Source organism: Flammeovirgaceae bacterium SG7u.111 (assembly GCA_034044135.1).
In the GTDB taxonomy this organism is placed as follows: domain Bacteria; phylum Bacteroidota; class Bacteroidia; order Cytophagales; family Flammeovirgaceae.
Window position 1 is genome coordinate 5425710 of record CP139021.1, and the last position, 14155, is coordinate 5439864.

A 14155-nucleotide genomic window follows, 5' to 3' on the forward strand; every position below is an offset into this window, starting at 1 on the left:
TTGTAGTTAATTATTCCTTGGAAGCTTCTTCTATAAAAGAGCTTTTCATATTTAGGTAGTCAGTACCAGGCGTCCAAGCAAAGCCTTTGGGAGTCCAATCCACACCTGGCACCCAATATTCTCCCCCATATTCATATGCTCCGAGGTCAGGCTTATCGCCTTTGTAACCGCTGGTTATGCCCTTGACGATTCGCCCTTTATCTATCAAAGGAGAACCTTCAATTGGCATGAAAATCTGCTGGATTTCCGTATGAAAAGGGATTTCGGCAAACTGTTCGTTATACTCAAATTCATTGTCGGCCTCAGGGCCAAGGAATTCTTTTTCGTCTACCCTGTATTTTTTGCCATCGCCCGAATGCCACCATGGGCGAATACCAGAAAAGTTATTGTATAAAATATTATCTCTTACATTGGTTTGTTTGCCGTCTCTTTTGGGCACCCAGCTATCAATGACTGACTGCTCAGGGACCTTTCCGACATTCCAAAAAGTATTGTTGTAAATTTCATTTTTGAGCGCATTCCAGTTAAAATGCAAACCACCCCATTCTACATCCCAAACCACGTTGTGATGTACTATATATCCCGCAGCATTATTGTCGAGGTAAATTCCTGTTGCTTTTTTCCCAGCATGTTCAGCTCCATAGGCATCATGAAACCAGTTGTGGTGCAATTCTATATTTCGAGGGATACTTCTTCCTGTCACGTAAAACAGACCGCCATCAGCTCCTGAAATCAAACATTTTTGAACATGGTTATAGGCAAATTCGCTGTCATCTCCGGTCACCTTTACACCATCTCGGGCAGAGCCGTAAAAAGAGTTTTTGATGATTTTATTGCGAGCTCCACTGCTGTTAAGCAAATGTGCATGCAACCCGATGGTATTGAAATATTGAACAATGCAATTTTCAACCAAGTTGTCTTCCGCTTGGTGACTCAGAAAAATTCCGTTGAGCGTACCGTTTTCTAATACGCATTTTTCAATAACGTTGTAGTCTCCATCCAGAACTTGGATAGCAGCATCTGGCAATGCTGCACCTTTTAGGTTAGTGATCAATCTTTCAGTCCCATGCTTTACCATGCAATTGGCAACTTTGTTGTGATCGCCTTTAATGGTCAGCATCCCACCAAAAAAATTCAAGCCCTCAAGGTGAATGTAATTAGTAGTAATTTTTGCCGTATTGCCGCGGGTAGCTACTTCCACAAGGTCGTCTTTTGGCAGGTTGCCATCTGGAGCATAAAAATAAAGTTCTTTGCTACTTGAATCATAATACCATTCTCGTGGTGCATCTAATGCTTCCAGTTTGTTCATTAGATAAAAAATGCCCCTATGCCCGTTTTCAAACCGACCTGGGTGGTGGGTTGTACCAAAAGGCCATTTTTTTGGTAAAGTTTCAAAGTAAATTCTATCCAAATCGCTTTCATAATCGGTAATGGTGCGTTCCCAACTACAACCGCTATGAGACCCTAGGTAATGAATGATTCCACCCGTCCAGTCAATATCAGGAATTTCATTGTTACTGATATACGACATTGACCATGTTCCCTTTTCCTTGCTGATATATTTGGCATCCAACGAATATTCGTTGTTGTCGGAATCGTTTGGCCAGCGGGCAATCTGCATTTTCTGACTATTGTAATACACATTATTGCCATCGCCCAAGGATAAGTCTAACCCCGAAACCTTATAAATATTTCCAGTGTGCTTTTCCCATCCATCTAGCTTCTCCGTAGCAGATATAACAACAATATCATCCTCGTAGCGGGTGAATGTAATAGGTTTGCCAGCACTTCCTGAATTCTTAGGGTTGATTGTTTCCCGATACGTTCCTTCATGGATATAACAGATATCGCCAGCAGCCATTATTTCCGCCGCTTGGCTTATAGTTTTAAAAGGATTGGCAAGCGAGCCATCTCCCTCAGCGGTATTGTCACCATCTACATGGTATTCACTTGGAGATTGAGATGCGTTCTTCGAACAAGCGCTTAATAATACGATGAGTAGTAGTAGTTGGGTAATTTGCTTCATGATAATTTTTTATTGATTTTGTTTTTACTCAACTAATGTAATCAGCCATACCGAATAGCCCTTTACACTAGTCGAATAAAAAATAACACAGGCGTTTAAAACTCAAAAGTCAAATCAATGATAATAGGCTCATCGTCGTTGCACAAATAGATTTCAGAGTTTCCTTGTGGCCCCATTGTATCACCTGTTTGGAACTTGGTCCCTATGGCAGGGATGTTTTTCACAAAAGAAATATCTCCAATTGGAAATTCAGGAGAAACCCTTTTATTAGGATCTTTACTTGGGTTTTCAGGAGTAAGCATACGCAAAAAGGTATGGTTTGATCGACAATACACGGTAAACCCGTTGTTGTTCTTGCCTTTCACCTTCGCCCAATACAAACTTGAAAAAAAGCCTTTAAACTCGGGGTACACAAATCCAGATTCACCGGTAATCGTATTATTGTAATCGTTCTCCCATACCTGAAACTTCGTCCCTTTCATTCGGTTACGCCACACTCGGTAAGGGCCATCACCTAGCCATTTCATCCCGCTAACTTCTGACTCAGGGAATGAAAAAGTAATTCCCTTTACGCCTTTCAGTAGTTTTTTCCCCTTTATCTCCACCCATAGGTCAAGTTTGCCATTCGAATGAATAGTCCATTTTATAATATCTGAACTGTATTCTTTATGGGAAGCCCAACCAGGCGATTTATCCGATTCTTCAAACACTACTTTAATCTCTACCTTTTCTTTTGATGGAGTTACTGTTAGCTCTTCTATTTTGTCTTTATGATCAAAAATGATGGGCCCATTGTTGAATGGAATCAATTGGCTTCCCTTTTTTACTTCTTGCAACAACCCTGTTTTTTCGGAAAACTGAAAATCAATCCCGTTTGCCTTCACTTTTATCACTCCGTCTTTTGTCTCCGAAACCAGCTCGTCCCCTCCCGAATAGTCAACCTTTGGTTTGCTCAGCTGCTTCGGCATTTTTACAGGATAAGTCCATGTGAAAATTTCCATTCCATGAGGGTCAACTGCTGTCAGGTGCAATGCATCGGCAGACTGCCAATTTTGGGGCAACCCAATGTTGAAACTTCCTTTCATACTAGGGGCAAGCGATGGAAGCTCCACCGTGTTTTCCGAAATGACAGAAGGTGCTAGTGAACCGTCTGGTCCATCAAATTGCACCCACTTGGCTGTCATTGTACATGCAGAAAGGTTGGTAAAATGATAGCGGTTTTCTACCCTAAATATTCCATTAAAACCTTCGCGGACAAACCTATCTTCTATATAGATTGGCGACCATACTTCTTTGATGGTAAAGTAACTCGCCTCTTTCTCTCCGTAAGGACCTACAATTCCGTCTGCGGCATGGTTACCGTCCGTGTCCAACGCACCATTTTTATCGGTACGCACTACGGCTTCATCGGCAAAGTCCCAGAGAAAACCACCTGCTGCCAAAGGCATATTCCAAATTTGCTTCCAATAATCGTCTAATCCAGCACCATGCCCGCCGTCGTACAAGCCATGCAAGAACTCGGTGGGGAAATAAATCTTGTCCTTCGCATAAGTATCGTAAGCGAAAATCTGGTAACGAGGATAATGCATCGTATTGGTTTTCCTGAAAATATTCCAAGGATGGATCACCTCACGTTGCTGAATATCCCATTTGGCATAATCATCGTCTAGCTCCGTATTCCAACCAGTTTCGTTTCCATTTGCCCAAAGCAATATGGAAGGATGATTCACGTCCCGCGCTACTGTCTCTTTCACAATTTTTCGCCCTACTTTGGTGTCCAAATGTGGGCTATGCCAAGTACATACTTCGTCTATCACAAATAAGCCCAAAGAATCGCAAACATCCAAGAAATGAACATCTGGCGGATAATGAGACATCCGCACGGCATTCATGTTCATGTCCTTCATCATTTTCGCATGTTCAATACTTAGTTCTTTCGAAGTGGTTCGCCCAGAGCTTGGGTAAAAAGAATGGCGATTTACCCCTTTGAATTTGATGCGCTGGCCATTTACATAAATACCATCTCCTTCCCTTACCTCCACCGTTCTGAAGCCAATGCGCTGAGTGGTTTTATGCAGCACTTTTCCTTTCTTATCCAACAACTCAAAAGCCAATTGGTACAAATTGGGTTGCTCAGGATTCCATGTTTTGATGTCAGTAGCCTTGCTTGAGAGAGACCATTTTCCTTCTTGTTTGTCAAGATTGGCCAGGCTAAGCGACTGAATTAATTTCCCATCCAAATTTTGCAAAGAAAGCCTTAGGTTTTGAGCGGAAGGAGCATTTACAAAAACATCCGCTTTGATATCTCCCGAAGCCTTGGCGTCAACAGCTACTCTTTCGATGTGTTCTTTGGGAGAAGCCTGCAAATAAACAGGTCGGTAGATACCTCCAAAAATCCAGAAATCAGCTTTCCGCTCCGCATGGTTGATCGACTCGTTTGATGAAGCCTTGTTTACTTTCACCTCTATCAAGTTTTCCTTTCCATATTTCAGCAGCTTAGAAATGTCGTATTTGAATTCATAAAAGGCACCTTGATGAACCTCTCCCGCCAACTTTCCATTTATTTTCACTTCCGCATCGGTCATCACTCCTTCAAACACAATCTTCACATTTCTCGATTTCCATTCAGCAGGAACATTGAAGGTATGCTTATACAGCCCATGCTCGTTCAAGCGACCTTCAAAATCATCGTGCCCGTAATCGTACTGCCCAAACCCTTGCAATTCCCAACACGAAGGCACGCCGATTTTGGTCCATTTGCCGCTTTCGTTACCCGCCGAGCAGAAAAAGTCCCATTCCACCATGTCGTCCTTGCTAGTACCCGACAGGTATTTTATGTTAGTTAATTGAGTTTCCCCAACGGTTGGTTGGGCATAAAGAGTTGTCATTGAAATTAGTTGGAAAATCATCCAACTGAGCAAAAGTTGAGTTTTGATATTTTTCATTATAAGGAGGTGTTTATTTCAAAATGATTGGGAAAGTCCGAAATCCTTCTTAAAGGAAGCATCTCCATTGTAATTTCACTAACTTTAACGCCGCTTTAACGGTAGCTATAACGGTTCTTAATAGCCCTAAAATCACCAAAAACCCAATTTTCAATTGACTCCAACTAAATGCTCTCTAAGGAAAAAAAACTGGAAATAACGAAGAAAACCACAGAAAGCAGCACTTTCAAAAATGCCCCCACCAGCATCGCTCTTTTGCAATACTTGGTAAATGCCAATATTGACGAGCATTTTCTGAAAGAAGGCATCATTGATATGGAGTTTTTTGGAGGTAGCCCCAGTTCCGATAAAAGCAACCCAAGGGTAAGGGTGAATATCTATAACCTTCGCAAAAAGCTTAAAAGCTATTATGAAAAAGAGGGGGCAAATGAGGCATGGCAGATAAAAATAGACAAAGGGCAGTATAGCGTTCGGTTTGAAAAGCAAGGCCTTCGGCAAGCCAAATTTCTTCCCAAGTACCCAACTTACAAACACTTGCTGCCTTATGTGCTTTTGCTTGTGATTGCTGGCGCATGGGTTATTTCCACCCTCCCCAAAAGCAAACCTTTGATTTGGAAAGGCTTCTTCGATAACCAACATACAACCAACCTCTACATTGGCGATGCCTTTGGATATGGGGGAAAAACCATATCGGGGTTGGGTGGCTGGACACGCAACTTCCAGATCAACAGCTTAGATGAATATTATGCGCTACTGGAAGAAAAGCCAGAACTTAAGGAACAAACAAGCCCGTTAGATTTCAATTATTCCACCCGAATGGCCGAAAATGCAACTCATTCCCTCGCTCGTTTTTTTACCCGATGGGAGCACGACTTTGAAATCAAGTATGCTACTAAAACATCCTTTTCAGACATAAAAAAAGGAAATACCATTTATGTAGGTAGGTTTCTCAACCAAAAGGATTTTGTGTACCTGTTCAATGAAGCCAATTCTTACTTTAGTATTGAAGATAAAAAAATAGCGTTCAAAGGGCACAAAACGATAAGCGATACCACGATTGTCATCAGCCAAACTGGAACCGATTTGGACTATACCATCGTATCTAGAATTCCCGGACCAAATGACACCGAGCAGTTTTTCTTTTTCTCCAATCATGATATTGGCGTGATGGCAACGGTAGAATACTTCACCAACCCCGATTCCCTAAAAGCTTTCACCCAAAAACACCTACAAAACAGCCCTTATTTTACAGCAATATACAAGGTCAAAGGCAAAGAGCGGATCAACCTCAAACTAGAACCTTTGGTGGTAGCGCCGATGTAGAATTTGCTAATTATTTTTACTATTTTAGTTGTTATGATGAACCGATGGTCTCGCTGCGAGCGAGGCCATCGATAGGTTACATCATGTTCCATTAAATGAATAAACTCATGGACAAAAGAACCACACTGTTAATCCCAGGCAACTACTATCATATTTATAACAGAGGAATTAATAGGCAGCATGTATTCTTTGAGGAAAGGAACTATTCATATTTTTTAGGAAAATATACCAAATTTGTCCATGGGTTTGCCAAGACTTTCGCCTATTGTTTACTAAAAAACCACTACCACCTACTCGTACAAATAAGAGAAGAAAAAGAGCTACTAAAACTCATTCATAAAAACCAAGAAAAGCCTTTGTCTTGGCATACCAGTAATGCCTTCTCTAGTTTCTTGCAAGGATATGTACAAGGGATAAATAAAACTCATGGAAGATCTGGGGCACTCTTTGAAGAACCATTTAAAAGGATGGAAGTACTGGATGAAGTATATTTTACCCAATTAGTCGTCTATATCCATACAAATCCTCAGAAACATCAACTCATCTCTGACTTTAGAAATTATCCACATTCTTCTTACCATGCACACCTTACGGAAAAGAAAACAAAACTTTGCAGAGAGGACGTTTTGAGTTGGTTTGGAGGCGAAGAAGCATACATACAAGCACATGCTACTAACAATACTTCTGCATCCTCAGAAAAATGGATGTTGGAATAGCTAAAAGCGACAAAATCGATGGCCTCGCTCCGAGCGAGACCATCGCTATCCCCCGCTCAATTGATCAACCTCAAACTAGAACCTTTGGTGGTTGCGCCGATGTAGGGAAAATGGAATTATAAAACATACCTGTCTTTTTAAAATATCTCTTGTAACAAAATTCCCACAACTCTTTCAATAATTTGACGTAAACCTTCAAAAGCTCTACCACTTTGCATTAGAGCAAAAAGAGAGTATGTTATTTACTGTCTAACAATCAATTTTTCTCTACGCAATTTTGATCATTAAAAACTGATTCTATGAAACAGAAATTCTTATTGCTGTATTTTTTGACATGTTCTACTTGTGTTATTGCCCAAAGTCAAGATAAAAAAATCATTGGAAAAATATTTTCACAACAGACCTCTGAACCTATATCGCTCGTCACCATACAGATTAGCTCTGAAAAAACAGGAGTGGTTTCCGATAACCAAGGAAATTTTGAAATTATCATCCCCGCAAATCTTTTAAATGATACGCTTTTAATCTCCCATGTTGGGTATATGAATCGTAAAATAAAAATTGAAACCCTCCCAAATAACTTCGAAATTTTCTTAGAAGAGGATACAATTAAACTTAATGATGTAAATGTCGAGGATTATAGAAAACCTGAACCTTTCGCTACCATGAAAGGCATTAGAAAAGCTAAAAAATACAATAAGCCCTTGTTCTATAAAATTTCACTAGACAGTGCTATTCGTAAAGCTGAGCTAGAGCAAAAGCACGTACTTTTATATTTTACAACAGAATGGTGCGGCCCTTGCAACTTTTTACAAGTAAAGGTTTTTCCCGATAGTGTGGTAAGGGAAATACTTGTAGAAAAGTATATCCCGCTAAAGTATGACGGCGATGCTCTGACAAGTGAAAAGATTAAAAAAGAATTTCAAATTGTAGGATACCCAACATTCATAGTAATTGACGATCAAAAACAAATAAGAAAAAAGAAGTTCGGTGGCGTTAAAAACAAAGATGAATTTTTAACATTTCTACAAGAAGATCTTTCTGAAACTCCAGTTGAAATAAGCGAAGAAGAAATACATGCTAAGGCTTTTAAGAAAAAAGCATATCCTCCTTTTAAACCTAATTTGGGTGTTGACTTCGGTGCTAATATAAATGAGAAAGGAGGAGGGGTTTCTTCAAGCTTTTTTGTTTCGATGGAAAAGAAACGCTACTTAATTCGCCCGAAAATCAATTATTCTGTAACCCATTTTGGAGACACTAAAGCTAAGTTTTTAAATATTCCTGTTGATTTAGGATTCTCTTTTTATAAGGGAATGCTATTTTCTTTACCAGGAGGTTTTAATTCCATAATATCACCTTATTACGGCCTTATTCTCAATGATATTAATAGCGATTCGAAAAATGATTATGGATTGAGGTATGGAGTTGAATGCTACGTAGGAGGGGATTCTAAAATAGGAATGGCACTGTTTTATAACCATGGGATGAAAGATATTGTATTTGCAGACCAGATATACCAAAATAGAAACTTAACTCTAAGTGTATTTTTTATGCTCTCTCGCTAACTTTTCGGCATCATTCCACGCTAGAATTAGCTGAGAATTTTCACTACCTTAGCCGCTATGAGCAAAATCGAGATCAGGACGGTAAATGTAGTCCAATACATCACCCCACTGCGGGAAGGTGGCTCGCTCCCGGCCATTGTAAAAGCAGACGATGATTTTATGTATGTGCTGAAATTTAGGGGAGCTGGGCAAGGGAAAAAAGCCTTGATTGCCGAGCTAATAGGTGGAGAGCTTGCCCGAGCAATTGGTTTGAAAGTTCCAGAGCTGGTGTTTATGCACCTCGACGATTCTTTTAGCAAAACCGAGCCTGACGAAGAAATCCAAGACCTCTTAAAATTTAGCGTGGGGCTCAACTTGGGCTTGCACTACCTCTCAGGTGCCATCACCTACGATCCGTTGGTTTCCATTGCCGATCCAGTGTCTGCTTCAAAAGTAGTGCTACTCGACAGCATGATCACCAACATTGACCGGACGGCTAAAAACACCAACCTGCTAAATTGGAAAAATGAACTGTGGCTCATTGACCATGGGGCAAGCTTGTATTTCCACCACAACTGGGCGAGTTGGGAAAGCCACCTTCCCCGCACCTTTCCCAGTATAAAAGATCATGTGTTGCTCGAAAGAGCCGACCATTTGGAAAAAACGGCAAAAGAAATTCAGGCTTTGCTAACTCAAGCTAAAATAGAGGAAATTATCTCGATCATACCTGAAGAATGGCTAGATGACAAATCGAACACCATCACTCCCGACGAAATGAGAGCTGCTTATGTCCAATTTTTGAGCTCCAAACTAGCCAATATAGAACTACTAGCCAAAGAAGCGGAAGATGCAAGATAAAGTCACATACGAATATGCCGTCATCAGGGTAGTGCCCAAAGTAGAGCGTGAGGAATTTCTGAACGTTGGCGTTATCCTTTTTTCCAAACGCAAAAAGTACTTGGGAATCAGATACCACATAGATGAAAAACGGTTAAAAGCCTTTTCAGCAGACCTTGACCCTGATATGCTGAAAAACTACCTAGAAGCATGGGAAAAAGTATGCCAGGGGGGGAAAGAAGGAGGTTGCATTGGGCAACTGGACTTGCCCTCTAGGTTTCGTTGGTTGGTTGCTTCCAGAAGCACCATTATCCAAAGCTCCAAAACACACCCCGGCTTATGCCACAACCCCGAACAGGTACTGGAAAACCTTTTCCAATCGAAGGTGTTGTAAAACGGTATAAATCCTTTACTTTTTAACTGGCAAAATCAGCAATGAAACAATTCGGAGGAAAAATAAACCAAGAGCTAAAAGAATCATATGCCAACTCCCCCAACTGGAAAAACGGGAAGTTTGAAAACTTGGAAGAGACCAATATGGATATCAATTTCCAAACCCTCCCTAAGCTCCTCTACAAGCAATTTTTCCAAACAGAAGGCAGAGCTCCTAAAGAGAAATTAACCGTTGCCGGTTTCAATAAGGAAGAGTTCTTAAGCGAGTCGGAAGAGGCAAAGTTCATCTGGTATGGGCATTCCGTTGTGTTGATGAGGGTCAGCGGAAAAACGCTGCTTATCGACCCTATGCTAGGAGGAGATGCCGCACCTATTGCCCCATTTCCCAGCAAACGCTTTTCGGAAAATACGCTGGACATCATCGAAGATTTCCCCGAAATAGACCTAGTCCTCCTAACGCACGACCATTACGACCACCTCGATTATGCCAGTATCTTAAAACTAAAAGGGAAAACCAAACAGTATTTTGTGGCGATGGGGGTAAAAAGACACCTGGTAAAATGGGGGATTTCCCCCGATACCATCACCGAATTTGACTGGTGGGATAACGATACTTTGGACGATATTTCTATCACTTTCACCCCAACAAGGCATTTCTCTGGAAGGGGCCTGACCGATAGGGCAAAATCGCTCTGGGGTGGGTGGGCATTCAAAACAGAGAAAGAAAACATCTATTTCAGTGGGGACAGCGGATATGGGGAGCATTTCAAAGAGGTAGGCGAAAAACTAGGTCCTTTTGATTTCGGGTTTATGGAATGCGGGCAGTACAATGAAAACTGGCACCAAATACACATGTACCCCGAAGAAAGCATCCAAGCCGCTCTTGAAGCAAAAGTAAAAAAAGCACTGCCTGTTCACTGGGCTGGTTTTACCTTGGCCCAGCACTCTTGGAAAGAACCCGTAGAGCGTTTTGTAGTAGAAGCCCAAAAGCAAAAATTAGAAATAAGCACACCTCAGCTTGGGAGTTTATTTTCTCGTTCAGATAAGCAAAATTTAGAATGGTGGAAGGAGATTGGGTAATGCAAACTCCCTTTTCAGACGCCATAAATGGGCGTCTCTACATTTTCTAACCTCTAGCTTCCAACCTCTAATTTCTAATTCATTCCCAACTATACCCAATCAAACTACCGCGTTCTTTGTCGTGGGTGATGTTTAGGGAAACTTGGATTTCCTGCTGGAGTTCTTCTACATGAGAGATGATTCCCACAATGCGATTTTCCCGCTGGAGGCTGCGCAGCGTTTCAAACACCACGGCAAGGGATTTTCTGTCCAGCGTTCCGAAGCCCTCATCTAAGAAGAAGAAGCTCTGCCCCGACTCATTGAGCGACTTTACATTTTCCGCCAAGGCAAGGGCTAGGCATAGAGAAGCTTGGAAGGTTTGCCCGCCCGAAAGCGTTTTGAGCAAGCGGGTTTTGCCCCCGTTCAACTGGTCCCGCACTATAAACTCATAGTTCTCGTTCAGGTCGAGGCTCAGGTTATTTTGCGTAAGCTTCAAAAAGCGAACATTTGCCGCCTTCACCAAGTTTTGAAGGTAAATAGAAGATATATATTTCACAAAGCCTTTTCCTTTGAACAAGCCACTCAGCGTACTCAAATTCTCTTGGCGGACTTCCAGCTCTTTCAACTCTTTGTTCAAGCTTTTCTGCTCTTCCAAGCCCTTTTCTATTCGCCCTATTTCCGTTTCCAGCACCCCTATTTTACGGCTACTTTCCTGCTGAGCCCGTTCCGCTTCCCTCAACAATTGCTCATTTTGAACATGGGTCTCTTCCTTATAAACTCGCTCGCCAATCTTCTGGACCACGGCAGCCACTTGGCTTTGCACTTCCCGTAACTCTTCCCTAAATGCCGCAATTTTCCTCCGTTCCGATTCCACATCTAGCTGAAGGGAAAGCGTATTTTTTACATCGAGCAAGTTGGTAAAACTAGTCTGCCCGTACTTTTCTTCAATATCGGCATTGATCGTACTTTTCCGCTCGTTGAGCTGGCTATGGTTTTCCCGCTCAGCGGCAAGCCTCGAATCCAGTGCCGTCAGCTTTTGCTCCAATACCCTGTGGGCTTCGTCCAGTTCCTTGTAAACCCTTTCGGTTTCTTCATACCTGCGCTTCCCTTTCTCTATACTATGCTGAAGTTCCTCTTCGGGCTTATCTATGTATTTGATAAAATCGGGGAAATGCATTTTTTGCCTATACGCCTCCGATTCCGATTCCAACCTCGCTTTCTCCAAAGCCTTCTCCTGATGCTCCTTCTCCACCTTTTCCATGTCCACCCGCTTCTTCTCCAATTCCTCGTTCAATCCCTCCAGCTCAGCTTGAAGCTGCTTCATCTTTGCCTTCGCAGCCTCTTGGGCTTTCAGTTTTTCAGAGATTTCCGTTCTTTCTTTCCCCTCAAAACCAACCCATACAAATGCTTTCTTGTGGGAATTTCTTTCTTCTACTTTCCTTCCCAGCAACTCCTCCTGGTGAGCTTTCAAATTTTCCTCGCTATCGAACCGACTTTTAGCGGCAACTACTTTTTCCTCCAACTTCCCCAATTGCTTTTGCCTTTCTCCGAGTTGCTTAAGTTGCTCTTCCAGTTTTGCCAACTCCTCTTTCACATGTGCGGCTTCCAAGGGCGAAGGATGGTTTGCAGACCCACAAAGCGGGCAAGGTTCACCTTCCACCAAGTTTTCACTGTGGTGGGCAAACTCATTTTGCACTCGTAGCTCGTGGATGTTTGGCTCAAGCTCTGCCTTCTTTTCTTCCAAGTCAGCCAGTGCTGTGGAGAGTAATTCTTGCCCCTCGGCAAGGCTTTTATCTTTTGCTATTTCAACGCTTTCTTTTTCAAATTCGGTGAAAACAGTTGCCTGAATCAGCTCCTGCTTACTTACAATCTCCTGAAGCTTGCCTTCCAGCTCTTTTTTCGCTTTTTCTATGGTTTCCTTTTTTTCAAACCAATGGTCTACATCTTTGAGCAAAGAAACATCTATCTCCTTTTCCCTCAGCTCCTTCAAAGCTTCTTGCACCCTTTTTTGCTCCAGCTTCGCCTGCTCCAAAGCAGCCTTCAATTGCTCCGATTGCTGCCCCAGATCCGTAGCTTTTGCAGTTACTTTTTCCAGTGCTATTTTCTTTCCCTTCAGCTGCAAAAGCGTTTCCAAATCTTGGCATTGTTGCGCTATCTTCTCCCGCTCTTCGTAAGCTTTGGTAGCAGCTTCCAGTTCTGCTTTTTTCGATTGAAACTCCGCAGCCACGCCCGATTTTTCGCTGGCGAGGGACATCAGCTGGGTATCTTTTTTATTGATATCCTGCTCGCAATGGCGCAGGCTATCTACCAAACTTTTGAAATGCAGCACTGCTTCTTGGTAGCGGTTGAGCTCGTTTTCCAAGTTCTCAAACTTAGGCTCTTGGGCAAGCATTGTAACTTCCCTTTGCTGGAAAGAAGCCTTTTCGGCAAAGAGTTTTTTTAGTTCTTCTTGAGAAGAAAAATCGGCTTGCAGTAGTCTCACCTTCTCCTCTAGCCCTTTCTTTTCCTCCAAAAGCGTTTGAAAAGAAGCCTTTCTTTCATCGAGCAATGCCTTGTTCAGCTCCTTGAACTGCTCCAAACGGGTGCTAACAACGGTAATTTGCTCCTTGTTTGCCACCCAAAGGGTTTTTACCTTATCGGAAAGGTCGAACCTATCGAGGTGGAAAAGCTCTTGCATCATATCCGCACGGCTCTTTGCCCCAAGCTCTATAAACTCCCGGAATTTCCCTTGCGGAATAATCACCGTCTGGCGGAAATTCTCCGCACTCATCCCGATGATCTCCTCGGGCGTAGCAGTTTCAAGCGGCAACCATTCCCCATCCACCTTCTTCGAAATAATCCTCCTGCCCCGCTTCACGTCCTCAAAGCGCTTGCTGTTCCTCCGAGCCTCGTACACAAACTTATATTCCTCCTGCCCGCTCTTGCCCGAAAGGCATTCTAGCTCCAGCGCAAACTTATCCGACTGAAGGTTTAGCATGTTATACAACCTATTTTCGTTCTGCGCCAAGCGGTCGCTCTTGCCATAGAGGGCAAACATCATCGCCTCCAAAATGGCGGACTTCCCGCTGCCCACCTCGCCAAAAATGCCAAACAGGTGGTTAGAGGTCAGTTTCGTAAAATCAATGGTCTGCTTCTCTCGGTAAGAATACAAGCCTTCAATACTCAGTTTCAAAGGGATCATCAGGTGCTATCATTTGGGGCAATGCCCGTTCCAACGCTCGTAAACCTTAAATATAGTAAGCCGCAACGAGTATCTGGGGATTTTTTGCTTTGGTTGCTGGTTTCTGGGTGCTTGTTACTGGTTATTTAGGG

The 14155-nt window shown here is 42.5% G+C and carries 9 protein-coding genes; 6 read left to right on the forward strand and 3 right to left on the reverse strand.

The genetic code is table 11. The annotated features are described in order from the left end of the window. Window positions 1–10: 10 nt before the first annotated feature. The gene (locus tag R9C00_21075; GenBank protein WPO34195.1) at window positions 11–2026 is read right to left on the reverse strand and encodes a right-handed parallel beta-helix repeat-containing protein; all 2016 of its coding nucleotides are present in this window, start codon (window positions 2024–2026) and stop codon (window positions 11–13) included. A gap of 95 nt (window positions 2027–2121) precedes the next feature. Continuing rightward, window positions 2122–4971, reverse strand: coding sequence for a glycoside hydrolase family 2 TIM barrel-domain containing protein (locus R9C00_21080; GenBank protein WPO34196.1), 2850 nt, complete (start codon window positions 4969–4971; stop codon window positions 2122–2124). A gap of 168 nt (window positions 4972–5139) precedes the next feature. Between R9C00_21080 and R9C00_21085 the strand changes: the two genes are divergently transcribed. From R9C00_21085 to R9C00_21110, 6 genes are all read left to right on the forward strand, one after another. After that, entirely contained in the window at window positions 5140–6294 is a 1155-nt protein-coding gene (locus R9C00_21085; GenBank protein WPO34197.1) for a helix-turn-helix domain-containing protein, read from the forward strand. A 107-nt stretch (window positions 6295–6401) separates the two neighbouring features. Next, window positions 6402–7010 (forward strand): hypothetical protein, encoded by a 609-nt coding sequence (locus R9C00_21090; GenBank protein ID WPO34198.1) that lies wholly within the window; start codon window positions 6402–6404, stop codon window positions 7008–7010. A 299-nt stretch (window positions 7011–7309) separates the two neighbouring features. Continuing rightward, entirely contained in the window at window positions 7310–8575 is a 1266-nt protein-coding gene (locus tag R9C00_21095; protein ID WPO34199.1) for a carboxypeptidase-like regulatory domain-containing protein, read from the forward strand. Between the two features lie 57 nt (window positions 8576–8632). Beyond that, window positions 8633–9412 (forward strand): HipA family kinase, encoded by a 780-nt coding sequence (locus tag R9C00_21100; GenBank protein ID WPO34200.1) that lies wholly within the window; start codon window positions 8633–8635, stop codon window positions 9410–9412. After that, window positions 9402–9785, forward strand: coding sequence for a DUF3037 domain-containing protein (locus tag R9C00_21105; GenBank protein WPO34201.1), 384 nt, complete (start codon window positions 9402–9404; stop codon window positions 9783–9785). The genes R9C00_21100 and R9C00_21105 overlap by 11 nt, the downstream gene beginning before the upstream one ends. A 41-nt stretch (window positions 9786–9826) precedes the next feature. Next, complete coding sequence (locus R9C00_21110) at window positions 9827–10864, forward strand: MBL fold metallo-hydrolase (protein WPO34202.1); 1038 nt, start codon at window positions 9827–9829, stop codon at window positions 10862–10864. Window positions 10865–10943: 79 nt separating this feature from the next. Here the strand turns inward: R9C00_21110 and R9C00_21115 are convergent, their stop codons facing one another. Continuing rightward, window positions 10944–14024, reverse strand: coding sequence for an SMC family ATPase (locus R9C00_21115; GenBank protein ID WPO34203.1), 3081 nt, complete (start codon window positions 14022–14024; stop codon window positions 10944–10946). Window positions 14025–14155 lie beyond the last annotated feature (131 nt).

Coding starts and splice junctions, on each gene's coding strand:
- R9C00_21090 (WPO34198.1), top strand. CDS start 6,402: ATGGACAAAAGAACCACACTGTTAATCCCAGGCAACTACTATCATATT.
- R9C00_21075 (WPO34195.1), bottom strand. CDS start 2,026: ATGAAGCAAATTACCCAACTACTACTACTCATCGTATTATTAAGCGCT.
- R9C00_21110 (WPO34202.1), top strand. CDS start 9,827: ATGAAACAATTCGGAGGAAAAATAAACCAAGAGCTAAAAGAATCATAT.
- R9C00_21085 (WPO34197.1), top strand. CDS start 5,140: ATGCTCTCTAAGGAAAAAAAACTGGAAATAACGAAGAAAACCACAGAA.
- R9C00_21100 (WPO34200.1), top strand. CDS start 8,633: ATGAGCAAAATCGAGATCAGGACGGTAAATGTAGTCCAATACATCACC.
- R9C00_21095 (WPO34199.1), top strand. CDS start 7,310: ATGAAACAGAAATTCTTATTGCTGTATTTTTTGACATGTTCTACTTGT.
- R9C00_21115 (WPO34203.1), bottom strand. CDS start 14,024: ATGATCCCTTTGAAACTGAGTATTGAAGGCTTGTATTCTTACCGAGAG.
- R9C00_21080 (WPO34196.1), bottom strand. CDS start 4,971: ATGAAAAATATCAAAACTCAACTTTTGCTCAGTTGGATGATTTTCCAA.
- R9C00_21105 (WPO34201.1), top strand. CDS start 9,402: ATGCAAGATAAAGTCACATACGAATATGCCGTCATCAGGGTAGTGCCC.